Source organism: Pseudomonas sp. KK4 (assembly GCF_001984065.1).
In the GTDB taxonomy this organism is placed as follows: domain Bacteria; phylum Pseudomonadota; class Gammaproteobacteria; order Pseudomonadales; family Pseudomonadaceae; genus Aquipseudomonas.
Genome location: NZ_LYVP01000033.1, coordinates 1 through 24,952 on the forward strand (window position 1 = coordinate 1; position 24,952 = coordinate 24,952).

Annotated in this window: 24 protein-coding genes; 15 read left to right on the forward strand and 9 right to left on the reverse strand. The window is 60.8% G+C overall.

The features are described 5' to 3' along the window. Positions 1 to 13 precede the first annotated feature (13 nt). From B0W55_RS13480 to B0W55_RS13490, 3 genes are all read right to left on the reverse strand, one after another. Positions 14 to 1,327 carry an MFS transporter gene (locus tag B0W55_RS13480; protein WP_077046476.1) on the reverse strand — a complete coding sequence of 438 codons (1,314 nt, stop codon included), beginning with the start codon at positions 1,325 to 1,327 and terminating at the stop codon, positions 14 to 16. A gap of 312 nt (positions 1,328 to 1,639) precedes the next feature. Next, positions 1,640 to 2,875: an HlyC/CorC family transporter gene (locus tag B0W55_RS13485; RefSeq protein ID WP_077046477.1), complete on the reverse strand. Its 1,236-nt coding sequence runs from the start codon at positions 2,873 to 2,875 to the stop codon at positions 1,640 to 1,642. A 12-nt stretch (positions 2,876 to 2,887) separates the two neighbouring features. Further along, positions 2,888 to 3,700 (reverse strand): inner membrane protein YpjD, encoded by an 813-nt coding sequence (locus tag B0W55_RS13490; protein WP_077046478.1) that lies wholly within the window; start codon positions 3,698 to 3,700, stop codon positions 2,888 to 2,890. Positions 3,701 to 3,911: 211 nt separating this feature from the next. Between B0W55_RS13490 and ffh the strand changes: the two genes are divergently transcribed. The 10 genes from ffh to B0W55_RS13540 all read left to right on the forward strand — a co-directional run bounded on the left by ffh (position 3,912) and on the right by B0W55_RS13540 (position 12,978). Next, positions 3,912 to 5,291: a signal recognition particle protein gene (gene ffh / locus B0W55_RS13495; RefSeq protein WP_077046479.1), complete on the forward strand. Its 1,380-nt coding sequence runs from the start codon at positions 3,912 to 3,914 to the stop codon at positions 5,289 to 5,291. 250 nt (positions 5,292 to 5,541) lie between these two features. Continuing rightward, a complete protein-coding gene (gene rpsP / locus B0W55_RS13500) occupies positions 5,542 to 5,793 on the forward strand; it encodes a 30S ribosomal protein S16 (protein ID WP_007944872.1) in 252 nt (83 codons plus the stop codon). A gap of 5 nt (positions 5,794 to 5,798) precedes the next feature. Then, positions 5,799 to 6,335: a ribosome maturation factor RimM gene (gene rimM / locus B0W55_RS13505; RefSeq protein ID WP_077046480.1), complete on the forward strand. Its 537-nt coding sequence runs from the start codon at positions 5,799 to 5,801 to the stop codon at positions 6,333 to 6,335. A gap of 2 nt (positions 6,336 to 6,337) precedes the next feature. Continuing rightward, a complete protein-coding gene (gene trmD, locus B0W55_RS13510) occupies positions 6,338 to 7,090 on the forward strand; it encodes a tRNA (guanosine(37)-N1)-methyltransferase TrmD (RefSeq protein WP_077046481.1) in 753 nt (250 codons plus the stop codon). Between the two features lie 45 nt (positions 7,091 to 7,135). Further along, complete coding sequence (rplS, locus tag B0W55_RS13515) at positions 7,136 to 7,486, forward strand: 50S ribosomal protein L19 (RefSeq protein WP_003175895.1); 351 nt, start codon at positions 7,136 to 7,138, stop codon at positions 7,484 to 7,486. Between the two features lie 99 nt (positions 7,487 to 7,585). After that, positions 7,586 to 8,482: a site-specific tyrosine recombinase XerD gene (xerD, locus tag B0W55_RS13520; protein ID WP_077046482.1), complete on the forward strand. Its 897-nt coding sequence runs from the start codon at positions 7,586 to 7,588 to the stop codon at positions 8,480 to 8,482. 249 nt (positions 8,483 to 8,731) lie between these two features. Then, entirely contained in the window at positions 8,732 to 9,463 is a 732-nt protein-coding gene (locus B0W55_RS13525) for a DsbC family protein (protein WP_077046483.1), read from the forward strand. A gap of 132 nt (positions 9,464 to 9,595) precedes the next feature. Next, the gene (locus B0W55_RS13530) at positions 9,596 to 10,900 is read left to right on the forward strand and encodes a homoserine dehydrogenase (protein WP_077046484.1); all 1,305 of its coding nucleotides are present in this window, start codon (positions 9,596 to 9,598) and stop codon (positions 10,898 to 10,900) included. Between the two features lie 111 nt (positions 10,901 to 11,011). Further along, positions 11,012 to 12,421, forward strand: coding sequence for a threonine synthase (thrC, locus tag B0W55_RS13535; RefSeq protein ID WP_077046485.1), 1,410 nt, complete (start codon positions 11,012 to 11,014; stop codon positions 12,419 to 12,421). Between the two features lie 272 nt (positions 12,422 to 12,693). Further along, the gene (locus B0W55_RS13540; protein WP_077046486.1) at positions 12,694 to 12,978 is read left to right on the forward strand and encodes a DUF3509 domain-containing protein; all 285 of its coding nucleotides are present in this window, start codon (positions 12,694 to 12,696) and stop codon (positions 12,976 to 12,978) included. Between the two features lie 169 nt (positions 12,979 to 13,147). On the opposite strand, the gene B0W55_RS13545 is transcribed toward B0W55_RS13540, so the two are convergent. Beyond that, positions 13,148 to 14,104: a TIGR02285 family protein gene (locus B0W55_RS13545; protein ID WP_077046487.1), complete on the reverse strand. Its 957-nt coding sequence runs from the start codon at positions 14,102 to 14,104 to the stop codon at positions 13,148 to 13,150. Continuing rightward, positions 14,058 to 15,257, reverse strand: a complete 1,200-nt coding sequence (locus B0W55_RS13550; protein ID WP_077046488.1) for a CaiB/BaiF CoA-transferase family protein — start codon at positions 15,255 to 15,257, stop codon at positions 14,058 to 14,060. Before B0W55_RS13550 ends, B0W55_RS13545 begins: the two co-directional genes overlap by 47 nt. A gap of 148 nt (positions 15,258 to 15,405) precedes the next feature. On the opposite strand from B0W55_RS13550, the gene B0W55_RS13555 reads away from it, so the two are divergent. From B0W55_RS13555 to B0W55_RS13565, 3 genes are all read left to right on the forward strand, one after another. Continuing rightward, positions 15,406 to 15,948, forward strand: a complete 543-nt coding sequence (locus tag B0W55_RS13555) for a YaeQ family protein (RefSeq protein ID WP_056853617.1) — start codon at positions 15,406 to 15,408, stop codon at positions 15,946 to 15,948. A 54-nt stretch (positions 15,949 to 16,002) separates the two neighbouring features. Further along, positions 16,003 to 17,712, forward strand: coding sequence for a single-stranded-DNA-specific exonuclease RecJ (gene recJ, locus B0W55_RS13560; RefSeq protein WP_077046489.1), 1,710 nt, complete (start codon positions 16,003 to 16,005; stop codon positions 17,710 to 17,712). 182 nt (positions 17,713 to 17,894) lie between these two features. Continuing rightward, positions 17,895 to 19,004: an NADH:flavin oxidoreductase/NADH oxidase gene (locus B0W55_RS13565; protein WP_077046490.1), complete on the forward strand. Its 1,110-nt coding sequence runs from the start codon at positions 17,895 to 17,897 to the stop codon at positions 19,002 to 19,004. A gap of 75 nt (positions 19,005 to 19,079) precedes the next feature. Here the strand turns inward: B0W55_RS13565 and glpD are convergent, their stop codons facing one another. The 4 genes from glpD to B0W55_RS29980 all read right to left on the reverse strand — a co-directional run bounded on the left by glpD (position 19,080) and on the right by B0W55_RS29980 (position 23,558). Next, on the reverse strand, positions 19,080 to 20,618 hold the full coding sequence (gene glpD, locus B0W55_RS13570) for a glycerol-3-phosphate dehydrogenase (protein WP_077046491.1): 1,539 nt from the start codon (positions 20,616 to 20,618) through the stop codon (positions 19,080 to 19,082). A gap of 320 nt (positions 20,619 to 20,938) precedes the next feature. Further along, positions 20,939 to 21,694 carry a DeoR/GlpR family transcriptional regulator gene (locus tag B0W55_RS13575; protein WP_077046492.1) on the reverse strand — a complete coding sequence of 252 codons (756 nt, stop codon included), beginning with the start codon at positions 21,692 to 21,694 and terminating at the stop codon, positions 20,939 to 20,941. An 83-nt stretch (positions 21,695 to 21,777) separates the two neighbouring features. Then, positions 21,778 to 23,283 carry a glycerol kinase GlpK gene (gene glpK, locus B0W55_RS13580; RefSeq protein ID WP_077046493.1) on the reverse strand — a complete coding sequence of 502 codons (1,506 nt, stop codon included), beginning with the start codon at positions 23,281 to 23,283 and terminating at the stop codon, positions 21,778 to 21,780. Positions 23,284 to 23,336: 53 nt separating this feature from the next. Then, positions 23,337 to 23,558, reverse strand: coding sequence for a hypothetical protein (locus B0W55_RS29980; RefSeq protein WP_139340912.1), 222 nt, complete (start codon positions 23,556 to 23,558; stop codon positions 23,337 to 23,339). On the opposite strand from B0W55_RS29980, the gene ybaK reads away from it, so the two are divergent. Then, positions 23,557 to 24,027: a Cys-tRNA(Pro) deacylase gene (gene ybaK / locus B0W55_RS13585; protein ID WP_077046494.1), complete on the forward strand. Its 471-nt coding sequence runs from the start codon at positions 23,557 to 23,559 to the stop codon at positions 24,025 to 24,027. The two genes, B0W55_RS29980 and ybaK, sit on opposite strands and share 2 nt — an antisense overlap. A 125-nt stretch (positions 24,028 to 24,152) precedes the next feature. Continuing rightward, positions 24,153 to 24,935, forward strand: a complete 783-nt coding sequence (locus B0W55_RS13590; protein WP_077046495.1) for a PhzF family phenazine biosynthesis protein — start codon at positions 24,153 to 24,155, stop codon at positions 24,933 to 24,935. Positions 24,936 to 24,952 lie beyond the last annotated feature (17 nt).

Consider the following 24,952-nt stretch of genomic DNA (forward strand, 5'->3'; position numbering starts at 1 on the left):
CCTCTTACTCATGTTATGCCCGAACACAAAATTTCTGACACCCTCCCTTCAGGCACAGCACCGCAATCAAACTCAGCACCGCCGCCCCGGACACATACCCGCCCACATAGCTCAAACCGCCCATCGCCACCAGTTTCTGCGCAAAGAACGGCGCCGCCGAAGCGCCGACGATCCCGCCCAGGTTGTAGGCCGCCGAGGCGCCGGTGTAGCGAACATGGGTGGGAAACAGTTCCGGCAACAGTGCGCCCATCGGCGCGAAGGTCACGCCCATCAGGAACAATTCGATGCACAGGAACAACGCCACGCCCCAGGTCGAGCCCTGGGTCAGCAGCGGCTCCATGAGGAACCCGGACAGAATCGCCAGCACGCCGCCAATGATCAATACCGGTTTGCGCCCGAAACGGTCGCTGGCCAGGGCCGACAACGGTGTGGCGGCTGCCATGAACAGCACGGCGAAGCACAGCAGGCCCAGGAAGGTTTCTCGGCTGTAACCGAGTGTGGCCACGCCATAACTGAGGGAGAACACCGTGGAAATGTAGAACAGCGCATAGCACACGACCATTGCGCCGGCGCCCAGCAGCACGGGCAGCCAGTACTGGCTGAACAGCTCTATCAGCGGGATTTTTACCCGTTCCTCGCGGGCCATGGCATTGGCGAACACCGGTGTTTCATGAAGCTTGAGGCGCACGTAGAGGCCGACCATCACCAGCACGGCGCTGAGCAAAAACGGAATGCGCCAGCCCCAGGAGCGGAACTGTTCGTCGTTGAGCAGCATGGCCAGGGTCAGGAACAGGCCGTTGGCCGCCAGAAAGCCGACGGAAGGGCCCAGTTGCGGGAACATGCCGAACCAGGCGCGCTTGCCCTTGGGCGCGTTCTCGGTGGCCAGCAACGCCGCACCACCCCATTCGCCGCCCAGGCCAAGGCCCTGACCGAAACGCAGCACGCACAGCAGGATCGGTGCCCAGGCGCCAATGCTGTCGTAGCCCGGCAGCACGCCGATCAACGTGGTGCATACGCCCATCAGCAACAGTGAGGCGACCAAGGTCGATTTGCGGCCGATGCGGTCACCGAAGTGGCCAAACAATGCCGAACCCAGGGGGCGAGCGAGGAAGGCAATGCCAAAGGTCAGGAAGGCCGACAGCATCTGCGCGGTGCCGGACGTCTGCGGAAAGAACACCGGGCCGATCACCAGCGCAGCGGCGGTGGCGTAGACGTAGAAGTCGTAGAACTCGATGGCGGTGCCGATAAAACTCGCCGTGGCCACGCGGCTGGCGGAGTTGGTCGGTTGCGCGGGCGTGGAATCGCTGTAAGTCGTGCTGGTCGTCATGCGGTAATCCCTGACAGTCATGTGCTCCGTTGGAGCGAATTATTATGGTCGAACACCCAGGGATGTGGGTTTGCAGCAGGGTGCGGGTAGCACGGGTAGAGGCGGCTTGGGTAAGCGGATCGATTATAGGAAGGGGGCTAACGATTCAACAAGGGGCAGGTGCAGGCATCGGCATTCGCAATTGGCCGCCAGCTTTTGTGGCGAGGGAGCTTGCTCCCGCTCGGGCGCGCAGCGGCCGCAGACTTTATCAGGTGAATGTAAGGGGCCTGCTTCGCAGGCCAGCGGGAGCAAGCGCCCTCGCCACGGATGGTTTCAGAGGGTGGAAGGGACGGCGCTGGTCTGCCAGATCAACACCCGCGTCACGCGATTGTCTTCAGTCTGCAGAATTTCCAGCCGGTAGCGGCCGATTTTCAGGCATACCGCGCTCTCGGGAATGGTTTCCAGCGCTTCGGTCACCAGGCCGTTCAGAGTTTTCGGGCCGTCGCTGGGCAGGTGCCAACCGAGGGTCTTGTTCAGTTCGCGGATGGTGGCAGCACCATCGATCACCAGGCGCCCGTCGGCCTGGGGATGGATATGCGGATTGTCCTGGTTCTGTTGGCTTTCGAACTCGCCGACGATCTCTTCCAGGATGTCTTCCAGGGTCACGATGCCCAGTACTTCGCCGTATTCGTCGACCACCATGCCCAGGCGTCGCTGCTGCTTGTGGAAATTCAGCAACTGCAACTGCAGCGGGGTGCTTTCCGGCACGAAGTAGGGCTCGCGGCTGGCGGCCAGCAGCGCTTCTGTCGTCAGGCTGCCATCGCCGAGCAAGTGGCCGATCTGCCGGGTGTTGAGCACCGCTTCGACCTGGTTGATGTCACTGTGGAACACCGGCAGGCGCGTGCGGTTGTTGTGGCGCAATTGCTCGATGATCTCTTCGATCGGGTCGTCGAGGTTGATGCCGTCGACTTCGCTGCGCGGCACCAGAATGTCGTTGACCGTGATGTTGTCCAGCGCATGGATACCTGGCAGCGAATGCGGTCGGCAGACGGCGGGTTCGTGATCGTCGTGCCGCTCCTGCGGTACGTCGTCTTCACTGTGTTGCACAACCTTGGCTTTGCGGGCAAAGGGACGCGTCAGCAATTGGCTGATGGCGCTGAGCAGCCAGGCTGCCGGGTAGAGTATTTTCAGCGGGATGGGCAGCAGGTTGTTGCCCAGGGCCAGGATCGCATCCGGATAGCGAGCGGCGAGGGTGCGCGGCAGGTAGTCGGCGAGTACCAGCAGGATCGCACCGGCCCCCAGGCAGGCTATCCAGGGGCCGTTTTGCGCCCAGGTGAAAATCGCCAGCAGGGTGCAGATGACCACCACCAGCGTGCGGCACAGGGTATTGCAGAAAATCAGGCTGCTGAGGGGGAAGGTCAGTCTGGCCAGCGGCTTGTCGCTGGAGCGCGACGCCGTGCGCTTGGCCAGCAAGTGCAGGTGAGCGGATTCGATGGCGGTAAACAGGCTCGACCATAGAATCAGCAGGGCCACCACCGCGAGCATCGGCCCTAAGGGCAAATCGTCCATTAATGCCGCCCGTCAGATGTGCAGAATGTATTCACGGACCAGCTTGCTGCCGAAATAAGCCAGCATCAGCAGGCAGAAGCCGGCCAGGGTCCAGCGGATAGCCTTGTGTCCGCGCCAGCCGAGTCGGTTACGGCCCCACAGCAGCACACTGAAGACGATCCAGGCCAGACACGCCAGCAGGGTTTTGTGCACCAGGTGCTGGGCGAACAGGTTCTCGACGAACAGCCAGCCGGAAATCAGTGACATCGACAACAGCGTCCAGCCGGCCCAGAGGAAGCCGAACAGCAGGCTCTCCATGGTTTGCAGCGGCGGGAAGTTCTTGATCAGCCCGGAGGGGTGCTTGTGCTTGAGCTGATGGTCCTGAACCAGCAGCAGCAAGGCCTGGAACACCGCGATGGTGAACATGCCGTAGGCGAGGATCGACAGCAGGATATGGGCCAGGATGCCCGGTTCTTCGTCGATGACCTGCACTGTGCCGGCGGGGGCGAATTGCGCCAGAAGCACCGTCGCAGCCCCCAGCGGGAACAGCAGCACCAACAGGTTTTCCACCGGAATGCGCGAACAGGCCAGCAGGGTCAGGGCGATGACCGCGGCGGCAATCAGGCTGGCGGCACTGAAGAAGTCCAGGCCCAGGCCGATCGGCGTCAACAGATGGGTCAGCAGGCTGGCGCTGTGGGCCAGCACGGCCAGTACGCCGAGTGTGACCAGCAGGCGTTTGTTCGCCTTGGCGCAGTTGGCCAGGCGGGTGCCTTGATAGATAGTCGCAGCGGCATAAAGAAAGGCGGCGGCGAGGGTGGTGAGCAAACTGGGTGACAAGGGGAGCATAAGTCCTGTTAGGCAAGCCCGAAAGGCGCTGAGTTTGGCATAGAACCGATACGGCACGAAAGACCAGTCAAGCTGACGGCGAGGTGTCCGCCAGACGCAGTCTTCGCTATAATCCGCGACCTGCCCACGCCGCAGGCTCGCCGAGTACGTGTTTTTGTCCGGTCCGGGCCGCCATTATCCCGGTCTACACAGGGCCTGAAAGGATCGCGCAATGTTTGAAAACTTAACCGACCGTCTCTCGCAGACGCTGCGCCATGTCACCGGCAAGGCCAAGCTGACCGAAGACAACATCAAAGACACCCTGCGCGAAGTGCGCATGGCGTTGCTCGAGGCCGATGTGGCTTTGCCGGTGGTCAAGGACTTCGTCAGCTCGGTCAAGGAGCGCGCGGTCGGCACCGAAGTGTCGCGCAGCCTGACGCCGGGCCAGGCCTTCGTGAAAATCGTCCAGGCCGAACTCGAAAGCCTGATGGGCGCGGCCAACGAAGACCTGAACCTCAGCGCCGTTCCGCCTGCCGTGATCCTGATGGCCGGCTTGCAGGGCGCCGGTAAGACCACCACCGCCGGCAAGCTCGCGCGCTTCCTTAAAGAGCGCAAGAAGAAGTCGGTCATGGTCGTGTCGGCGGACGTTTACCGTCCGGCGGCGATCAAGCAGTTGGAAACCCTGGCCAACGACATCGGCGTGACGTTCTTCCCGTCCGACCTGAGCCAGAAACCGGTCGACATCGCCCAGGCTGCTATTAAGGAAGCGAAACTCAAATTCATCGACGTGGTCATCGTTGATACCGCCGGTCGCCTGCACATCGATGAAGAGATGATGGGCGAGATCAAGGCCCTGCACGCCGCGATCAACCCGGTCGAAACCCTGTTCGTGGTCGACGCCATGACCGGCCAGGACGCCGCCAACACGGCCAAGGCCTTCGGCGATGCGCTGCCGTTGACCGGCGTGATCCTGACCAAGGTCGACGGTGATGCCCGTGGCGGTGCCGCGCTGTCGGTTCGCGCCATCACCGGCAAGCCGATCAAGTTCATCGGTATGGGCGAGAAGAGTGAAGCGCTCGATCCGTTCCACCCTGAGCGTATCGCCTCGCGCATCCTCGGCATGGGTGACGTGCTCAGCCTGATCGAACAGGCCGAAGCGACCCTCGACAAGGACAAGGCCGACAAGCTGGCCAAGAAGCTGAAGAAGGGCAAGGGCTTCGACCTCGAAGACTTCCGCGATCAGTTGCAACAGATGAAGAACATGGGCGGCCTCGGCGGCCTCATGGACAAGCTGCCGAACATGGGCGGCGTGAACCTGGCGCAGATGGGCAATGCCCAGAATGCGGCAGAGAAGCAGTTCAAGCAGATGGAAGCCATCATCAACTCCATGACCCCGGCCGAGCGCCGCGACCCTGAGCTGATCAGCGGTTCGCGCAAGCGCCGGATCGCCATGGGCTCCGGCACCCAGGTGCAGGACATCGGTCGCTTGATCAAGCAGCACAAGCAGATGCAGAAGATGATGAAGAAATTCTCCGCCAAGGGCGGAATGGCCAAGATGATGCGCGGCATGGGCGGTATGCTGCCCGGCGGCGGTGGCATGCCCAAGATGTAAAGAATCCGCGCCGGTCATCGCACCGGCGCAGACCCGCAAGGACGCGGGATCTCCAGCAAACCCGCGCTTGGCGGGAGCTGACCGGCCGTTTACAACGACGGCTCTATAGCAAATCTGGCTGGTGACCGAAAGGCCGCCGGAAAAAGTCATTTGCAAAAGTCCGGATATTCCTTAGAATATGCGGCCTTTCGGGCACCCATGCCCGCTGTGCCTTTAGATTTGCAGCACCGACTACAGGAACGATGTTCACATGCTAACAATCCGTCTTGCCCTTGGCGGCTCCAAAAAGCGCCCGTTTTACCACCTGACCGTAACCGACAGCCGCAACCCGCGCGACGGTTCGCACAAGGAACAGGTTGGTTTCTTCAACCCTGTTGCTCGTGGTCAGGAAGTCCGTCTGTCCGTGAACCAAGAGCGCGTAGCCTACTGGCTGAGCGTTGGTGCACAGCCTTCTGAGCGCGTTGCTCAGTTGTTGAAGGACGCTGCTAAGGCTGCGGCCTGAGCAATATGAACGCGACGCCAGCTGTTGCTGATGATTTGATCGTTATCGGCAAGATATATTCTGTCCATGGCGTTCGTGGCGAAGTGAAGGTGTATTCCTTTACTGATCCGATTAAAAACCTGCTGGACTACAAAACCTGGACGCTCAAGCGTGACGGCAATGTAAAGCAGGTAGAGCTGGTCAGCGGACGCGGGAACGACAAGTTCCTGGTCGCAAAGCTCAAGGGTCTCGATGATCGTGAAGAAGCTCGTCTTCTGGCCGGTTATGAGATCTGCGTGCCGCGCAACCTGTTCCCTGAACTGACCGACGGCGAGTACTACTGGTACCAGCTGGAAGGTCTCAAGGTCATCGACACCCTCGGGCAGCTGTTCGGGAAGATCGATCACCTGCTGGAGACCGGCTCGAACGATGTAATGGTGGTCAAGCCTTGCGCTGGCAGCCTGGATGATCGCGAACGCCTGTTGCCCTATACGGAGCAATGCGTGTTGGCCGTCGACCTGGTCGCAGGCGAGATGAAGGTGGATTGGGATGCGGACTTCTAAGCGTGGCTAACTTGCGCGTAGAAGTGATCAGTTTGTTTCCCGAGATGTTCTCCGCCATCAGCGAGTACGGCATCACCAGTCGGGCGGTGAAACAGGGGCTCTTGCAGCTCACCTGTTGGAACCCGCGAGACTACACGACGGATCGACATCACACTGTGGATGATCGCCCATTTGGCGGTGGTCCGGGCATGGTGATGAAGATCAAGCCCCTGGAAGATGCATTGGTTCAGGCCAAGGCAGCCGCCGGGGAGGGAGCGAAGGTGATTTACCTGTCCCCCCAAGGCCGTCAACTGACTCAGTCGGCGGTACGCGAGTTGGCGAATCTGGATGCATTGATCCTGATTGCCGGTCGTTATGAAGGCATTGACGAGCGTTTTATTGATGCTCATGTCGATGAAGAGTGGTCGATTGGCGACTATGTACTGTCTGGCGGCGAGCTGCCGGCGATGGTCCTGATCGATGCGGTTACACGACTGCTGCCTGGAGCTTTAGGGCATGCGGACTCCGCCGAGGAAGATTCCTTTACGGATGGTTTGCTGGATTGCCCGCACTACACCCGACCGGAGGTGTATGCGGATCAGCGTGTTCCCGACGTATTGCTAAGTGGCAATCACGCGCACATCCGGCGTTGGCGTTTACAGCAGTCCCTTGGTCGGACCTATGAACGACGCGCCGATCTTCTGGAAAGCCGCTCGCTTTCTGGAGAAGAGAAGAAGCTGCTCGAGGAATACATCCGCGAGCGGGACGATAGTTAACAACGTATCGATGGTAGATCCGACGATTTACCTTAGGAGCACAGCATGACTAACAAAATCATCCTTGCACTCGAAGCAGAGCAGATGACCAAAGAGATCCCTACCTTTGCCCCGGGCGACACCATTGTCGTTCAGGTGAAAGTGAAGGAAGGCGACCGTTCGCGTCTGCAAGCGTTCGAAGGTGTTGTTATCGCCAAGCGTAACCGCGGCGTCAACAGTGCATTCACCGTTCGTAAAATCTCCAACGGTGTTGGCGTAGAACGTACTTTCCAGACCTACAGCCCGCAAATCGACAGCATGGCCGTTAAACGTCGCGGTGACGTACGTAAAGCCAAGCTGTACTACCTGCGTGACCTGTCTGGTAAAGCAGCTCGCATCAAGGAAAAACTGGCTTAAGTCCAGCTTCCGATGCAGAAAAAAGCAGCCTACGGGCTGCTTTTTTGTTGCCCGCGATTTATCTTCCATGGCCGTCTTGCCGGTCCTGCCTGAGCCTTTATGCCTGCCATCGATCATCCTCTGATAGACCAGTTTCTCGACGCCCTGTGGCTGGAAAAAGGTCTTTCCGACAACACCCGCGACGCCTATCGCAGTGACCTGGCGCTGTTCAACGGCTGGTTGCAGGAAAAAGAGCTGGAGTTGATCAATGCCGGCCGCGAATTGATCCTCGACCACCTGGCCTGGCGCCTGGAGCAAAACTACAAGCCTCGCTCCACGGCGCGATTTCTTTCTGGCGTGCGTGGTTTCTATCGCTATTTGTTGCGGGAAAAGTTGATTCCCGTCGATCCGACATTACGCATCGATATGCCGCAACTGGGCAGGCCATTGCCTAAATCCTTGTCGGAAGCGGACGTGGAAGCACTGCTCAAGGCGCCGGATTTGAGCGACGCCATCGGTCAGCGGGACCGGGCCATGCTCGAGGTGCTTTACGCCTGCGGCCTGCGGGTCACGGAGCTGATCAGCCTGACCCTGGAGCAGGTCAACCTGCGCCAGGGCGTGTTGCGAGTCATGGGCAAGGGCAGCAAGGAGCGGCTGGTGCCGATGGGTGAGGAGGCGATTGCCTGGGTCGAGCGTTACCTGCGCGATGGCCGCGGCGAGCTGCTCGGCGGGCGTCCCAGCGATGTGCTGTTTCCCAGCCAGCGCGGCGAGCAGATGACCCGCCAGACGTTCTGGCACCGCATCAAGCACCAGGCCAAGGTCGCCGGCATCGGCAAGTCACTGTCGCCGCACACCCTGCGCCACGCCTTCGCCACGCACCTGCTCAACCACGGCGCGGACCTGCGGGTGGTGCAGATGTTGCTCGGCCACAGCGACCTGTCGACCACCCAGATCTATACCCACGTCGCCCGGGCCCGCCTGCAGGACTTGCACGCCAAACACCATCCCCGCGGCTGATACGGTATCGGTGGGAGCGGGCTTGCTCGCGAAGGCGGTGGGTCAGCCGACACCTTCGCTGGCTGACCCACCGCCTTCGCGAGCAAGCCCCACACAGGTTCAGCGTGACCCCCAAGTCTTGCGACAGGCGCATTCGGCCCCGCGAGCCTTATGTGGTAGGCTTTGCCGGTTTGCACGATGGGCGATTACGACCCGGTGTTTCGATACCCGCGATCAGATCGTCCCATTTGTCCGCCTTCAGGAGTTCTCATGCGTCTGACCCAGATTTTCGCCGCCGCTGCCATTGCGTTGGTCAGTACTTTTGCCGTCGCCGATGACGCGGCCGACAAAGCCATCCGTAAAAGCCTGGAAAACCTCCAGCTCGAAGTGCCGGTAGAAACCATTACCGCCAGCCCGTTGCCGGGCCTGTACGAAGTCAAACTCAAGGGCAGCCGCGTGCTGTACGCCAGCGCCGACGGACAGTACGTGGTCCAGGGCTACATGTTCCAGCTCAAGGACGGCAAGCCGGTCAACCTGACCGAGAAGACCGAACGCCTGGGCATCTCCAAGCTGATCAACGACATTCCGGTTGCGGAAACCGTGGTCTACCCGGCCATCGGCGAAACCAAGTCGCACATCACCGTGTTCACCGACACCACCTGCCCGTACTGCCACAAGCTGCACGCCGAAGTGCCCGAGCTGAACAAGCGCGGCATCGAAGTGCGCTACGTGGCGTTCCCGCGTCAGGGCCTGGGTTCGCCAGGTGACGAGCAACTGCAGGCGGTGTGGTGCTCCAAGGACAAGAAAGTGGCCATGGACCAGATGGTCGACGGCAAGGAAATCAAGGCCGCCAAGTGCGATAACCCGGTGTCCAAGCAGTTCGCCCTCGGCCAGTCGATTGGCGTGAACGGTACACCGGCCATCGTTTTGGCTGACGGTCAGGTCATTCCGGGCTACCAGCCTGCGCCACAAGTCGCCAAACTGGCGTTGAGCGCGAAGTGATTCGCATCGTCACGGCCAGCCATTGACGATCGTGGTCCGGCAGCGACATCGCCGGGCCATCAATAGAGAGCCGCGAGCCCGCGGTTGTTTTCACGGCCGGCCTCGAGTCGGCCGTTTTATGGGGAGTTCACAGTGAAACCGGTCAAAGTAGGCATCTGTGGGTTAGGGACCGTCGGTGGCGGTACCTTCAACGTACTTCAGCGCAACGCCGAGGAAATTGCTCGTCGTGCCGGGCGTGGGATCGAAGTGGCACAAATTGCCATTCGCACGCCAAAGCCTCAGTTCCAAACGACCGGTATTGCGATTACCAACGATGTCTTCGATGTGGCCACGAACCCTGAGATCGACATCGTCATAGAGCTGATGGGCGGCTATACCGTTGCCCGCGAGCTGGTACTCAAGGCCATCGAGAATGGCAAGCATGTGGTCACCGCGAACAAGGCGCTCATCGCCGTTCACGGTAATGAAATTTTCGCCAAGGCTCGCGAGAAGGGCGTGATCGTTGCGTTCGAAGCGGCCGTGGCCGGTGGCATCCCGGTGATCAAGGCGATTCGCGAAGGCCTGTCGGCCAACCGCATCAACTGGGTCGCGGGCATCATCAACGGTACCGGCAACTTCATCCTGACGGAAATGCGCGAGAAGGGTCGCACCTTCGAAGACGTACTGGCCGAGGCTCAGGCACTGGGTTACGCCGAAGCCGATCCGACCTTCGACGTCGAAGGCATCGACGCGGCGCACAAGCTCACGATCCTGGCGTCCATCGCGTTCGGTATTCCGCTGCAGTTCGACAAGGCGTACACCGAGGGCATCACCAAGCTGACCACCGCTGACGTCAATTACGCCGAAGCACTGGGCTACCGCATCAAGCACCTGGGCGTGGCGCGCAGCACCACGGCCGGTATCGAACTGCGCGTGCACCCGACGCTGATCCCGGCCGATCGCCTGATCGCCAACGTCAACGGCGTGATGAACGCGGTGATGGTCAATGGCGACGCCGCCGGTTCGACCCTGTTCTACGGTGCCGGTGCTGGCATGGAGCCAACCGCTTCCTCGGTGATCGCCGACCTGGTGGACGTGGTTCGCGCCATGACCTCCGACCCGGAAAACCGCGTACCGCACCTGGCCTTCCAGCCGGATTCGCTGTCGGCCCACCCGATCCTGCCGATCGAAGCCTGCGAAAGTGCCTACTACCTGCGCATTCAGGCCAAGGATCATCCAGGCGTGCTGGCGCAAGTGGCGAGCATCCTGTCGGAGCGCGGCATCAACATCGAATCGATCATGCAGAAGGAAGTCGAAGAACACGACGGCCTTGTGCCAATGATCCTGCTGACCCACCGCGTACTGGAGCAACGCATCAATGATGCGATCGCCGCCCTGGAAGCCCTGGCGGGCGTGGTCGGTCCGGTCGTGCGGATCCGTGTCGAGCACCTGAACTAATTTAGAAGCAGCTGCAAGCTATCCGCTGCAAGCTGCCAGTGAGAAGCCTCGCCGCTTTGAACTTGCAGCTTGAAGCGTGAAGCTTGAAGCCCAAACCGAAGGTTTGCCCCCATGCGCTACATCAGCACCCGCGGCCAGGCACCGGCCCTGAATTTCGAAGACGTCCTGCTGGCAGGTCTTGCCACCGACGGCGGTCTGTACGTCCCGGAAAACCTGCCACGTTTCACCCAGGAAGAAATCGCCTCCTGGGCCGGCCTGCCGTACCACGAACTGGCTTTCCGCGTGATGCGCCCGTTCGTTGCCGGCAGCATTCCGGACGCCGATTTCAAAAAGATCCTTGAAGAAACCTACGGGGTCTTCGCCCACAGCGCCGTTGCGCCACTGCGTCAACTGAACGGCAACGAATGGGTACTGGAGCTGTTCCACGGTCCGACCCTGGCGTTCAAGGACTTCGCCCTGCAACTGCTCGGTCGCCTGCTCGACTACGTGCTGGAAAAGCGCGGCGAGCGCGTGGTGATCGTCGGTGCCACTTCCGGTGATACCGGTTCGGCCGCCATCGAAGGCTGCAAGCATTGCGAAAACGTCGACATCTTCATCCTGCACCCGCACAACCGTGTGTCCGACGTGCAGCGTCGGCAGATGACCACCATTTTCGGTGAGAACATCCACAACATCGCCATCGAAGGCAACTTCGATGACTGCCAGGAAATGGTCAAGGCCAGCTTCGCCGACCAGGGCTTCCTCAAGGGCACTCGCCTGGTGGCGGTCAACTCGATCAACTGGGCGCGGATCATGGCCCAGATCGTCTACTACTTCCACGCGGCCCTGCAACTGGGCGGCCCGGCGCGTTCGGTGGCGTTCTCGGTGCCGACCGGCAACTTCGGCGACATCTTCGCCGGTTACCTGGCGCGCAACATGGGCCTGCCGATCAACCAGTTGATCGTCGCCACCAACCGCAACGACATCCTGCACCGCTTCATGAGCGGTAATCAGTACGTCAAGGAAACCCTGCACGCCACGCTGTCGCCGTCCATGGACATCATGGTGTCGTCGAACTTCGAACGCCTGCTGTTCGACCTGCACGGTCGCAACGGTGCGGCGATTGCCGGGCTGATGGACAGCTTCAAGCAGGGTGGCGGCTTCAGCGTTGAACAGGAGCGCTGGACCGAAGCCCGCAAGCTGTTCGACTCGTTGGCCGTGGATGATGCGCAAACCTGCGAAACCATCGCCGAAGTGTACGAACAGACCGGCGAAGTGCTGGACCCGCATACCGCCATCGGCGTCAAGGCAGCCCGAGAATGCCGCCGCAGCCTGGATATCCCGATGGTAATCCTCGGCACGGCCCATCCGGTCAAGTTCCCGGATGCCGTGGAAAAGGCTGGCGTGGGCAAGGCGTTGGAACTGCCGATGCACCTCACCGATCTGTTTGAGCGCGATGAGCGCTGCACGGTGTTGCCCAATGACCTGAAAGCCGTACAGGCGTTTGTGAGCCAACACGGTAATCGCGGCAAACCGTTGTAACCGTCAATCTGCCACATAAAGAAGCCCGTCGTATGACGGGCTTTTTTTATTTCAATCAGGCCACAGGTTGATGTGCGCTTCATGAAATTTGGCAAACCGACAGACGTCACGCCCTCTGTTTTTTCTCTGTCATCTTCACCCTGCATGCTCTTTCGACCAGAGACGCACAGGTACATGCGTTCTGCAGCCAGAACTTTCTTCTCGTGCTGGCGGTCATTTACTGTAGACACGCCCCTGGCACTTCGTTTTCGGACTATTGAGTGGTGATCGAGATGGAAAGTATCTGCCTATTGCTCGGTGAGGCTCTGAGCCCGTATCAGGTGACATTGACCCCGTCAGGCATTCACGGTGAATGCCTGGTGACGTTGAAGAATGCAACCGGCGCCATAGTGGTCGAGCGGCTGTTCAATCAGGCGCAATTGGCTTACAAGCGTTCGCTCACCGATGTGGTCGATGGCTTGCACCGCGATCTGATGATTGCCGAAGGGCGCCTGGAACCCTGTGTGATCGCGGCGTTGCGCAATGTCGCGCAGGAGAAGGTCCTGGCCCGCGCGTAAGTGAATTATTTTTCACGGGAACCTTACCGGCCCCCGGTCAGTCAGAGGTTTTAACAGCAGGATCAAGCATTGTGCTCCGGTGCTTGTAGCTTGCTGCTACTGGTCTTATGCAGGCCACGTTTAGCCCCGAGTCGTCTCCCCACTTCTCGGGGTTTCTTTTGCCCGCGATTCAGTGCCCGGCCTGCTCCTCGAAAAACGCTTTCGAGGCCTCCAGGTATTGGCGGCGACTGTCCGGGTCGAGCCAGGTGGCGTAGGCCTCGCTCAGGTGATCCCGGGGCAGGGTGCGCAGCAGTTGGTTGATCTCGACGATGGCTTGTCGGCCTTGGGGCGTATCGGTGCAACCAATGTAGCCGGACAGGTATTTGCCCGTGCCGCGAATCGGGTAGAACTGCAATTCATCCTCGCCAATCCCCTGCTGCTGGGCCTGATAGCGAATTTCCGGACGATAGCCCAACAGGACCTGCAAGCGCCCCAGTCGCTGCATCTGCAACAGGCTGCCCAAGGCCTGGTTGCCATAGTGAAGCGTCAGGGCCTTGGGTGGCGCCTGCTTGAGCAGGGTGTCGAGGAACTCGCCGTAATTGCGCTCGGCGACTATCCCCAGTGTCACGTTACCCGGGGCCAGAAACGCCGCCAGATCCACTTCTCCGTCCTGGATAAAAGGCGCCAACAGTTCGCGATCGACGCGCCGTACGGCCAGGCCATTGCTCATGGCGCGAAAGAGCGGGGTGGAAAACGCTATCCAGGTTGCGCGCTCCTTGCTCCAGTTCAGCGCCGCATCGCAGGTGAGGGCGGGCTCGTGGAGCATTTGCAGGCCACGGGCGCGATTGACCCTCAACACACTGTGCTGGTATTGCGGCATGCCGGCGATCAACGTGGTCAAGAATTGATCGATAATCCCCTGACCCTTTTTGGGGCCCTCGAAAATGAACAACGGTGGCAAATCACGCTTGAGCCAGACCAGGGTTGGCTTGCCCTGCGCCAAGGCAGATGGCATCAGCGCCGCGAACATCATCGCAGCCAGCAATGCGCACACGGCCCGCTGGCCCTGTTGGATGGCGCGCGCAATCAGACGTTCGAGCTCAGATGGCCCCGTCCTTGCGCAGCTGTGTGATCTGCGACGCGTCATAGCCCAGGTCCTGGAGTACTTGTGTGTTGTGCTCACCCAACTGCGGCCCGACCCATTCACAATCTCCGGGAGTCTCTGAGAGTTTCGGCACGATGCCCGGCATCTTGAAGGCTTTGCCATCGGGCAGCTTGGCCTGCAGGAACATTTCCCGGGCCAGGTACTGCGGATCGCTGAACATGTCTTCGGCGCTGAAGATCCGGCTGACGGGCACCTCGGCCTGGTTCAACCGTTCAAGGACAGTGTCCAGCGGCAGCGAGTTGACCCAGCGATCGATGACCCCGTAGAGCTCGTCGCGACGGCTGTCACGGCCGTCGTTACTGGCCAGCACAGGGTCGTTGGCCAGGTCTTCACGGCCGATGATCAGCATGAAACGCTTGAAGATGGCATCGCCATTGGCGCCAATCTGCACGTGCTTGCCATCGGCGCTGGTATGGATCGAGGAGGGTGTGATGCCAGGCATGATATTGCCGGTGCGCTCGCGGATAAACCCGAACACGTCGAACTCCGGCACCATGCTTTCCATCATGGCGAAGATCGCTTCATACAGCGCCACGTCCACCACTTGGCCCTGGCCGCCGTTGACCTCGCGGTGACGCAACGCCATCAGTGCGCCGATCACACCCCAGAGCGCAGCAATCGAGTCGCCAATGGAAATGCCGGTGCGCACCGGAGGTCGGTCCTCGAAACCTGTGATGTAGCGTAGCCCGCCCATGGATTCACCGACGGCGCCGAAGCCGGGCTGATCCTTCATCGGACCGGTCTGGCCAAACCCCGAGAGTCGCACCATCACCAGTTTCGGATTCAGTGCGTGCAAAACGTCCCAACCCAGGCCGAGTTTCTCCAGCACGCCGGGACGGAAGTTCTCGATCAGGATGTCCGCTTCACTCAGCAGTTTTTTCAGAATCGCCAGGCCGTCCGGGTGCTTGAGGTTCAGGGTCAGGGACTTTTTGTTGCGCGCCTGCACGAACCACCACAGCGAAGTACCTTCATACAGCTTGCGCCATTTGCGCAGCGGATCGCCGCCGTCCGGCGATTCGATCTTGACCACATCGGCACCGAATTCGGCGCAGATGCGCGAGGCAAACGGACCGGCGATCAGGGTGCCCAATTCAATGACTTTAAGGCCTGAAAGCGGTTTGGCGGTGAACGGCATACGGGATCCTGTAGGACAAGAGACAGAGCGAATACAGAGTTTTAACATAGCCGACTGTCCGGCGCTCAGGGTAGATTGCCATCAATTCGATGATTGCCCGTCGCATCGGTTAGACTTGCCGCCTTTCCCCGTATCAAGAAGCCCGTTCATGGCCCAGCCGTCCACGACCTACAAGTTTGAACTGAACCTCACCGACCTCGACCGCAGCGTCTACGAGAGCGTCAAACAGACCATCGCCCGTCACCCTTCGGAAACCGAAGAACGCATGACCGTGCGCCTGTTGGCCTACGCCCTCTGGTACAACGAACAGCTGTCCTTTGGCCGTGGTCTGTCAGAAGTGGATGAGCCGGCCCTGTGGGAAAAAAGCCTGGATGACCGTGTCCTGCACTGGATCGAAGTCGGCCAGCCGGATGCCGAACGCCTGACCTGGTGCTCGCGCCGCACCGAACGCACCAGCCTGTTGGCCTACGGCAGCCTGCGGGTCTGGGAAGGCAAAGTGGTGCCAGCGGTGAAGAACCTGAAGAACGTCAACATCGCCGCCGTGCCTCAGGAAGTGTTGGAAACCCTGGCCAAGGACATGCCCCGCGTCATCAAGTGGGACGTGATGATCAGCGAAGGGACGATTTTCGTCACTGACGACCGTGGTCAGCACGAAGTCCAGTTGACCTGGTTGCTGGGCGAGCGCGGCTGAGGCTGCGCTGTCCCCGATTGATCCCCCGTATTCAATAGAAGCCTCTGTCACCCCATGCGTATCGAACCCCGCCTGCTGCCCGACACCCTGCCATTCCTTGGTGATATTCCACCTCTGCTGACCCGTCTGTACGCGGCGCGGGGCGTGCAGTCCGAAGCCGAACTGGACAAGAGCCTGGCGCGGTTGATTCCGTTCCAGCAGCTCAAGGGCATCGAGGCAGCGGTGGATTTGCTGGTGGTGGCGCTGGAGCAGCGCCAGCGCATCCTGATCGTCGGCGATTTCGACGCTGACGGCGCGACGGCCAGCACCGTGGGCACCCTGGGCTTGCGTCTGTTGGGCGCGGCCCATGTCGATTACCTGGTGCCCAACCGATTCGATTACGGCTACGGCCTGACCCCGGAAATCGTCGCGGTGGCCCTGGAGCGTCAGCCACAGTTGCTGATCACCGTGGATAACGGTATTTCCAGCGTCGAAGGCGTGGCGGCGGCGAAGAAGGCCGGGCTCAGGGTGCTGGTCACCGACCACCACTTGCCCGGCGATGAACTGCCGCTGGCCGATGCCATCGTCAACCCGAACCAGCCGGGTTGCGAGTTCCCGAGCAAGGCGCTGGCCGGTGTCGGGGTGATCTTCTATGTGCTGATGGCCCTGCGCGCGCGATTGCGCAGCCTGGGTTGGTACGAGACCCGGCCGCAGCCGAACATCGGCGAACTGCTGGACTTGGTGGCGCTGGGCAGCGTGGCTGACGTGGTGCCGCTGGATGCCAACAACCGGATCCTGGTGCATCAGGGCCTGGAGCGGATTCGTGCCGGGCGCGCCCGACCGGGGATCAAGGCGATTCTTGAGGTGGCCAAGCGCGACCCTGCACGCATCACCTCCACCGATCTGGGCTTCATCGTCGGCCCGCGCTTGAACGCGGCGGGTCGCCTGGACGACATGAGCCTGGGCATCGAATGCCTGCTCACTGAAGACGCCGCGCTGGCCCGGGAGATGGCCGCGCAACTGGACGGCATGAACCAGGACCGCAAATCCATCGAGCAGGGCATGCAGCGTGAAGCGCTGGCGCAGCTCAAGGATCTGCCGGTGGAATCGATGCCGTTCGGCCTGTGCCTGTTCGATGCCGAATGGCACCAGGGCGTCATCGGTATCCTCGCGTCGCGCATGAAAGAGCGCTATTTCCGCCCGACCATTGCCTTCGCCGATGCAGGCGATGGCCTGCTCAAAGGCTCGGGCCGCTCGGTGCAGGGCTTTCACATTCGTGATGCCCTGAGTGTGGTGGCGGCGCAGCATCCGAACCTGATCACCAAGTACGGTGGCCATGCCATGGCCGCCGGCCTGACCCTGCCGCAAGAGCATTTCCCGCTGTTCGCCGAAGCCTTCGATGCCGAAGTGCGTCGCCAGATGCGCGAAGAAGACCTGACCGGGCGCCTGCTGTCGGACGGCACCCTGGCGGTGGAAGAGTTTCACCTGGAACTGGCCCGCGCACTGCGGCATGCCGGACCTTGGGGGCAGCACTTCCCGGAGCCGCTGTTTCACGGGGTATTCCAACTGGTGGAGCAACGGGTGGTCGGCGAGCGGCACCTCAAAGTGGTGCTCAGAAGCGAGTGCGGGTCGGTGAAGCTCGATGGCATCGCCTTTGGCATTGATCGCGACGTCTGGCCGAATCCGACCATCAAATGGGTGGAATTGGCCTACAAACTCGACGTCAACGAGTTTCGCGGCAACGAGACCGTGCAATTGATGATTGCCCACATCGAACCGCGTTGAGCCCATAACGGCAGGGGCGGCATCCCCCGATGTCGACTAGGCTCTAAGCACTGCTTGATTATCCTTGTGACGTCTTGTCGAATTTTTTGCCCGCGGGGGCGGGTGTTGCATCCTTTTTCCTGTCACTCGTCGACTTTTCAAACAGAACCCTGGAGCCTGACCACTGATTCGAGAGGTGCCCCATGAGTCTGCTGCTTGAACCCTATACCTTGCGCCAACTGACCCTGCTCAATCGCATCGCGGTCTCTCCCATGTGCCAGTATTCCAGTGTCGATGGCCTGGCCAACGACTGGCACCTGGTTCATCTCGGCAGCCGTGCCATCGGCGGTGCCGGGCTGGTGTTGACCGAAGCCACGGCGGTCACCGCCGACGGACGGATCACCGCCCAAGACCTTGGTTTGTGGAACGATGAGCAGATCGAACCGCTGCAACGCATTACCCGCTTTATCACCGCCCAGGGCGGGGTGGCCGGCATTCAGCTCGCCCATGCCGGACGCAAGGCCAGCACCTTTCGGCCGTGGATTGGCAAGCACGGTAGCGTCAAGGTCGAAGACGGCGGCTGGATCCCGGTCGGCCCGTCACCGATTGCTTTCGATCCGGAACACACCAAACCCAAACAACTCGAAGAAACTGAAATCGCCGATATCATTCAGGCCTTCGTCGACGCGGCCAGGCGCGCGCTTGTCGCCGGTTTCAAAGTGGTGGAAGTGCATGCGGCCCACGGTTATCTGCTGCACCAGTTTCTGTCGCCCCTGAGTAATCAGCGGCGTGACCAGTACGGCGGTTCATTCGAAAATCGCATCCGCCTGGTGCTGCAGGTGACTGAAGCAGTGCGTGCGGTTTGGCCTGAAGAGCTGCCGCTGTTTGTGCGGGTGTCGGCCACGGACTGGGTAGAGGACGGCTGGAACCCTGATGAAACCGTCGAGTTGGCGAGGCGCCTCAAGACGCTGGGGGTGGACCTGATCGATGTCTCGTCGGGGGGGACCGCGGCCAACGCGGAAATCCCTACCGGTCCGGGTTACCAGACCCGTTTCGCCGAACGTGTACGCAAGGAATCGGGCATCGCCACCGGCACCGTCGGCATGATCACCGAGCCGGCGCAGGCTGAGCACATTCTGCGCACCTGTCAGGCGGACATCATCTTCCTCGCCCGCGAGCTGTTACGTGATCCGTACTGGCCGCTGCACGCGGACGACGACCTGGGCGGCCGCAAGGCGGTCTGGCCGGCGCAGTATCAACGGGCCACACATCGTGATCAGCCCATACATGAGTCGGATCTGCGGGATCTATAGAGACAGCAGCCCTGCACGAGCGGCATAAAAAAAACCCTGAATCGCCAGATTCAGGGGTTTTTTTAGGCCGTGTGATCAGGCCGCTTCGATCTTGCTGCGGTTCTGTTCGACCCTGCTCAGATAATCCTTGAGCTTGTCCTGTTCCTCGACGGTGGTGAACAGACCGAGCTTGGTGCGCCGCCACAGAATGTCGTGGGCGGTGGTGGCCCACTCCTCACTGCACAGGTAATCGACTTCGCGGGTGTAAAGACCACCGCCGATGTGTTCGCCCAGGTCGCTCAAGCTTTGTACGCCTTCGAGCATGCGCCAGGTGCGACTGCCGTAGGTGGTGGCCCAGCGCCGGGCAATTTCGGTGGGGAGCCAGTCGAACGTGTCGCGCAACTGCGAACTCAGCGCCTGGGGCGTGGTCATGCCTTCGCCACCTGGCAGGGTTTCGTTGGCGGTCCAGCTCGGCAAGATATGCGAGAAGTAAGGCGCCAGTTGAGCCAGGGCCGATTCGGCCAACTTGCGGTAGGTGGTCAATTTTCCGCCAAACACCGAGAGCAGAGGGGCTTCTTCACCACTGCCCGACAACGCCAGGGTGTAGTCGCGGGTGACCGCCGACGGGTTGTCGGACTCGTCGTTGCACAGCGGACGCACACCGGAATAGCTGTGCAGGATGTCTTCGCGGCCGATCTGCTTCTTGAAGTGGGCGTTGACCACGTTCAGCAGGTAATCGGTTTCGCCGTCCGTGATCGCCACAGCCGCCGGATCACCGGTGTACTCGCGGTCTGTGGTGCCGATCAGGGTGAAGTGGTTCAGGTACGGAATGGTGAACACGATGCGCTGATCTTCGTTTTGCAGAATGTGCGCGTGCTCGCCTTCATACAGCTTCGGCACGATCAGGTGGCTGCCCTGGATCAGGCGAATGCCGTAGGGCGATTCCATTTTCAGATCATCACGAATGAATTTAGCTACCCATGGACCCGCGGCATTCACCAGGGCTTTGGCGCGGATCGAGAACAGGCTGCCATCGGCGCGCTCCAGGTGCAGGTGCCACAGGCCCTTGGTGCGACGGGCGCTGACGCAACGGGTCAGGGTGTGGACATGGGCGCCTTTTTCCCGTGCGGCCATGGCGTTCAGCACCACCAGGCGTGCATCGTCGACCCAGCAATCGGAGTACTCGAAGCCTTTGGTGATTTCGTTTTTCAGTGCGCTGTCCGCACCGAACTTCAGGCTTTTCGAGCCTTTGAGCTGTTCGCGCTTGCCGAGGTTGTCGTACAGGAACAGGCCGGCACGGATCATCCAGGCCGGACGCAGGTGCGGACGGTGAGGCAGCACGAAGCGCATTTGCTTGACGATGTGCGGCGCCTTGGTCAGCAGCACTTCGCGCTCGGCGAGGGCTTCGCGCACCAGGCGGAATTCGTAATGTTCGAGGTAGCGCAGACCGCCGTGGATCAGCTTGCTGCTGGCCGACGAAGTATGGCTGGCCAGATCATCCTTTTCGCAAAGGAACACCGAAAGGCCACGGCCGGCGGCATCCGCGGCGATCCCCACGCCATTGATCCCGCCACCGATGACGGCGATATCGTAGACCTCGGCGAGTGGGGGCGTAGGCAAGGTGGAAGTGGGCATCGGCTAAGGCCTCGGGATTCTTTGATGTTCGGTATTTGAAATCGAACATAGATGTTCATTTGCGAAAATATTAGCCCATAAAGAGGCGCGCAGCCAGTCACGTTCGATTGAAAAAACTCATCGAATGGCCTTCAAAGGAAAATATACGAACATGGAATGATTAAGCCGCGTGCTTCCGTGGCGAGGGAGCTTGCTCCCGCTCGGCGGCGCAGCCGTCGCAAAAGAGGCCGTCCCAGTGGATCTGAATGAACTCGATCGAGCGATTTTAGGGCCGCTTCGCAGCCCAGCGGGAGCAAGCTCCCTCGCCACAGGGGTAGGGGTTAAACGACTTCCAGGCGCACCTTGTGCTGATTCAGCAACTGCGACAGCGCCGGCGATGGCGGCTGATCGGTGACCAGACAATCGACCAGGCTGATCGGCCCCAGGCGGATCATGGCGTTGCGCCCGAACTTGCTGGAGTCGGCGGCGAGGATCACTTGCCGGGCGTTGGCGATGATCGCCTGGGACACCCGCACTTCCTGATAATCGAAGTCCAGCAGGCTGCCGTCTTCATCGATGCCGCTGATGCCCACCAGGGCAAAGTCGACCTTGAACTGATTGATGAAATCGACACTGGCCTGACCCACCACGCCACCGTCGCGGCGCACGTTGCCGCCGGTCAGCAGCACGTCGAAGTCATCCTTGGCGCTGAGCATCGAGGCCACGTGCAGGTTGTTGGTGATGATTTTCAGATGGCTGTGATTGAGCAGGGCGCGGGCGATGGATTCGGTGGTGGTGCCGATGTTGATGAACAGCGAGGCATGATCGGGAATCTGCGCCGCGATCGCTTCGCCGATGCGCTGCTTCTCGTCGCGCATCTGATCGGCGCGCATCGCGTAGGCGGTGTTTTCGACACTGGAATCGTAGGCCGCACCACCGTGGTAGCGACGCAGCAGATTGGCTTCGGCCAGTTGATTGATGTCGCGGCGGATAGTCTGCGGAGTGACAACGAACAGCGTGGCCATTTCCTCGATGCTGACGTAGCCGCGTTCGCGAACCAGTTCGAGGATTTGCTGCTGACGGGGAGGCAGATTCATGGGGCGTCCTTTGGGCTGCCGTGCAAAATTTGCCCATGATGCCGCAGGAATCCACTCCCGACCAGTTACATGCACACGCTGGGTTATTCAGTCTCTTCGTGCGGCTCCCAATCGCGGGTGCGACTGACGGCTTTTTTCCAGCCGGCGTAGAGTTTTTCCTTCGCCGTTTCGTCCAGGGTCGGCTCGAATTTGCGCTCGATCACCGCTTTGCCGCGCAGCTCTTCCAGGCTGCCCCAGAACCCGCAGGCCAGGCCCGCCAGATAGGCCGCGCCCAGCGCCGTGGTCTCGCGCATCTTCGGCCGTTCGACCTGGGTGCCGAGGATGTCGGCCTGGAACTGCATGAGGAAATTGTTCGCCACCGCACCGCCGTCCACGCGCAGCGACTTGAGGCGTTCGCCGGCGTCCTGCTGCATCGCGTCGAGCACGTCGCGGGTCTGATAGGCGATCGATTCCAGCGCGGCGCGGATGATGTGGTCCACGCGTACGCCACGGGTCAGGCCGAACAGCGCGCCCCGGGCATAGGGGTCCCAGTACGGCGCGCCGAGCCCGGTGAAGGCCGGGACCAGGTACACGCCATTGCTGTCCTTGACCTTGCTGGCGAAGTATTCGGTGTCGTGGGCGTCGTTGATGATTTTCAGTTCGTCGCGCAGCCATTGCACGGTGGAACCGCCGTTGAATACCGCGCCTTCGAGCGCATACGCCACTTCGCCCCGTGGGCCGCAGGCAATGGTGGTGAGCATGCCGTGACTGGATTTGACGGCTTTGCTGCCGGTGTTCATCAGCAGGAAGCAACCGGTGCCGTAGGTGTTTTTCGCCTGGCCGGCTTCGACGCACATCTGCCCGAACAGCGCTGCCTGCTGGTCGCCGGCGATCCCGCCGATGGCGATGCCGCTCTTGGTGCGGCCGTAGATTTCTGATGACGCTTTAACCTCAGGCAGCATTTCCCGAGGGATATCCAGCAACTCCAGCATCTTCGCGTCCCACTTCAGGGTGTGGATGTTGAAGAGCAGGGTGCGCGAGGCGTTGGTGTAATCGGTGACGTGCACCTTGCCGCCGGTAAATTTCCAGATCAGCCAGCTGTCGACAGTGCCGAACAGCAATTCGCCGTTGCGCGCGCGTTCACGGCTGCCGTCGACGTGGTCGAGGATCCACTTGAGCTTGGTGCCGGAGAAGTAGGGGTCGGTGACCAGGCCGGTGGTTTCGCTGATGTACTGCTCATGGCCGTCGCGCTTGAGTTGCTGGCAGATCTCGGTACTGCGACGGCATTGCCAGACAATGGCGTTGTAGATCGGCCGACCGGTGTTCTTGTCCCAGACCACGGTGGTTTCACGCTGGTTGGTGATACCGATTGCCGCTACCTGATCGTGGTGCAGGCCGGCTTGCGCCAGGGCTTCGACCATGACGGCGCTCTGGGTGGCGAAGATTTCCATCGGGTCATGTTCGACCCAGCCGGCTTGCGGGTAATGCTGGGCGAATTCACGCTGTGCGGTGCAGACCACGTTGGCGTCGCGGTCGAAAATGATCGCCCGGGAGCTGGTCGTACCCTGATCGAGGGCAATGATGTAGTTCTTATTCTGTGTGTCGGTCATGTCGATTGCCTTGGACGAAATAAGGGAGTGAAGCCTGGCGCGCGTTGGCACGATCATGGGCCAACGGTATCAAGAAATTCGTCGGTATTGCGTGTTTTGTAGCAAGCGGTGTTTTCGATTAGCTTCACAAACGAAAAAATATAGACAGGAAAGAGGGCTGTCAAAGGTCGAAAGTGAACTGTTTCAGGCATGGTTTCGTTTGGAAGCCTTTTGTCGACCAATGTCCTAGAATCGGACGCAGTATTTTCTGTTGCCGCCCAGTCTGGAGTTTTCATGACCCCCGCGTTGGATTTGCTGAAAAAGGCTCGCGCCGAACACCGTGTGCACAGTTATGAGCACGACCCGAAAGCGGCGTCCTACGGATTGGAGGCCGCGGAAAAGCTTGGCCTGGACCCTGCCCAGGTGTTCAAGACCTTGCTGGCGGCCAGTGAAAAAGGCGAATTGCTGGTGGCGGTGGTGCCGGTGGGTGGAACCCTGGACCTCAAAGCCCTGGCCCATGCGGCCGGGGTGAAGAAAGCCGAAATGGCCGACCCGGCTGCAGCGCAACGCTCGACGGGGTATCTGTTGGGCGGAATCAGTCCGCTGGGGCAGAAAAAGCGTCTGCGCACCTTTATCGATAATTCGGCCCAGCCCTTCGCGAGCATCTTCGTCAGCGCGGGCCGGCGCGGGCTGGAAGTCGAACTGGCCCCCGCCCTATTGGCCGAACACACCCAGGCAAAATTTGCCGACATCGGCCGCGCCTGACGGATCGCTTCCCCTGTAGGAGCGAGTTCACTCGCGATGGACTCAAAGCACCGCGGGAAACCAGAATGCCCGAGTTTTCGTTAACGACCACCGCGAGCGAGCTCGCTCCAACAAAGGGACAGGTTATGCAATTGGAGTTTCACCAGGTCGATGCCTTCACCGATCAAGCCTTCAGCGGAAACCCGGCCATGGTCTATCGGCTGGATGCCTGGCTGGCCGATGAGTTGATGCAGAAAATCGCCGCCGAGCACAATCTGGCGGAAACCGCCTTTGTGGTGCGCGAGGGGCAGGGCTGGCACATTCGCTGGTTCACCCCGACCACCGAGGTGCCGCTGTGCGGGCACGCGACCCTGGCCAGCGCCCATGTGCTGTTCGAGATCTACAAGGAACCCGTCGAGCGCCTGGACTTCACCTGCAAGTCTGGCCCGCTGAGCGTCAGTCGTGAGGGTGGGCGCCTGTGGCTGGATTTTCCGGCCATCGTGCCGTCTGAGGTGGGGGTGACCCTGGACATCGAACGCGCCCTGGGTGTGGAAGCCGTCGATGCGCTGGGCTCCAACGAATTGTTCGTGGTGCTGGAATCCGAGCAGGCAGTGCTCGACTGTCAGCCGGACATGGTCGCTCTGGCGAAACTGCCCTGGCTGGGTGCCATCGTCACCGCCCGTGGCAGCAAGCACGATTTCGTTTCGCGCTACTTCGCGCCGGCCATTGGCATCAATGAAGACCCGGTGACCGGCTCGACCCATTGCAGCCTGATTCCGTACTGGTCAAAACGCCTGGGCAAGTCGAGCCTGACGGCTTACCAGTGCTCGAAGCGCGGCGGTGAGCTGTTCTGTCGACTGGAGGGGGATCGGGTGAAGATTGGCGGGCACGCGACACTCGTTGCGAGCGGGATGCTTCTTCTGGGGTGACAAAAACACATGTGGGA

Coding starts and splice junctions, on each gene's coding strand:
- B0W55_RS13480 (WP_077046476.1), bottom strand. CDS start 1,327: ATGACGACCAGCACGACTTACAGCGATTCCACGCCCGCGCAACCGACC.
- B0W55_RS13485 (WP_077046477.1), bottom strand. CDS start 2,875: ATGGACGATTTGCCCTTAGGGCCGATGCTCGCGGTGGTGGCCCTGCTG.
- B0W55_RS13490 (WP_077046478.1), bottom strand. CDS start 3,700: ATGCTCCCCTTGTCACCCAGTTTGCTCACCACCCTCGCCGCCGCCTTT.
- ffh (WP_077046479.1), top strand. CDS start 3,912: ATGTTTGAAAACTTAACCGACCGTCTCTCGCAGACGCTGCGCCATGTC.
- rpsP (WP_007944872.1), top strand. CDS start 5,542: ATGCTAACAATCCGTCTTGCCCTTGGCGGCTCCAAAAAGCGCCCGTTT.
- rimM (WP_077046480.1), top strand. CDS start 5,799: ATGAACGCGACGCCAGCTGTTGCTGATGATTTGATCGTTATCGGCAAG.
- rplS (WP_003175895.1), top strand. CDS start 7,136: ATGACTAACAAAATCATCCTTGCACTCGAAGCAGAGCAGATGACCAAA.
- xerD (WP_077046482.1), top strand. CDS start 7,586: ATGCCTGCCATCGATCATCCTCTGATAGACCAGTTTCTCGACGCCCTG.
- B0W55_RS13525 (WP_077046483.1), top strand. CDS start 8,732: ATGCGTCTGACCCAGATTTTCGCCGCCGCTGCCATTGCGTTGGTCAGT.
- thrC (WP_077046485.1), top strand. CDS start 11,012: ATGCGCTACATCAGCACCCGCGGCCAGGCACCGGCCCTGAATTTCGAA.
- B0W55_RS13540 (WP_077046486.1), top strand. CDS start 12,694: ATGGAAAGTATCTGCCTATTGCTCGGTGAGGCTCTGAGCCCGTATCAG.
- B0W55_RS13545 (WP_077046487.1), bottom strand. CDS start 14,104: ATGACGCGTCGCAGATCACACAGCTGCGCAAGGACGGGGCCATCTGAG.
- B0W55_RS13550 (WP_077046488.1), bottom strand. CDS start 15,257: ATGCCGTTCACCGCCAAACCGCTTTCAGGCCTTAAAGTCATTGAATTG.
- B0W55_RS13555 (WP_056853617.1), top strand. CDS start 15,406: ATGGCCCAGCCGTCCACGACCTACAAGTTTGAACTGAACCTCACCGAC.
- recJ (WP_077046489.1), top strand. CDS start 16,003: ATGCGTATCGAACCCCGCCTGCTGCCCGACACCCTGCCATTCCTTGGT.
- B0W55_RS13565 (WP_077046490.1), top strand. CDS start 17,895: ATGAGTCTGCTGCTTGAACCCTATACCTTGCGCCAACTGACCCTGCTC.
- glpD (WP_077046491.1), bottom strand. CDS start 20,618: ATGCCCACTTCCACCTTGCCTACGCCCCCACTCGCCGAGGTCTACGAT.
- B0W55_RS13575 (WP_077046492.1), bottom strand. CDS start 21,694: ATGAATCTGCCTCCCCGTCAGCAGCAAATCCTCGAACTGGTTCGCGAA.
- glpK (WP_077046493.1), bottom strand. CDS start 23,283: ATGACCGACACACAGAATAAGAACTACATCATTGCCCTCGATCAGGGT.
- ybaK (WP_077046494.1), top strand. CDS start 23,557: ATGACCCCCGCGTTGGATTTGCTGAAAAAGGCTCGCGCCGAACACCGT.
- B0W55_RS29980 (WP_139340912.1), bottom strand. CDS start 23,558: ATGAAAACTCCAGACTGGGCGGCAACAGAAAATACTGCGTCCGATTCT.
- B0W55_RS13590 (WP_077046495.1), top strand. CDS start 24,153: ATGCAATTGGAGTTTCACCAGGTCGATGCCTTCACCGATCAAGCCTTC.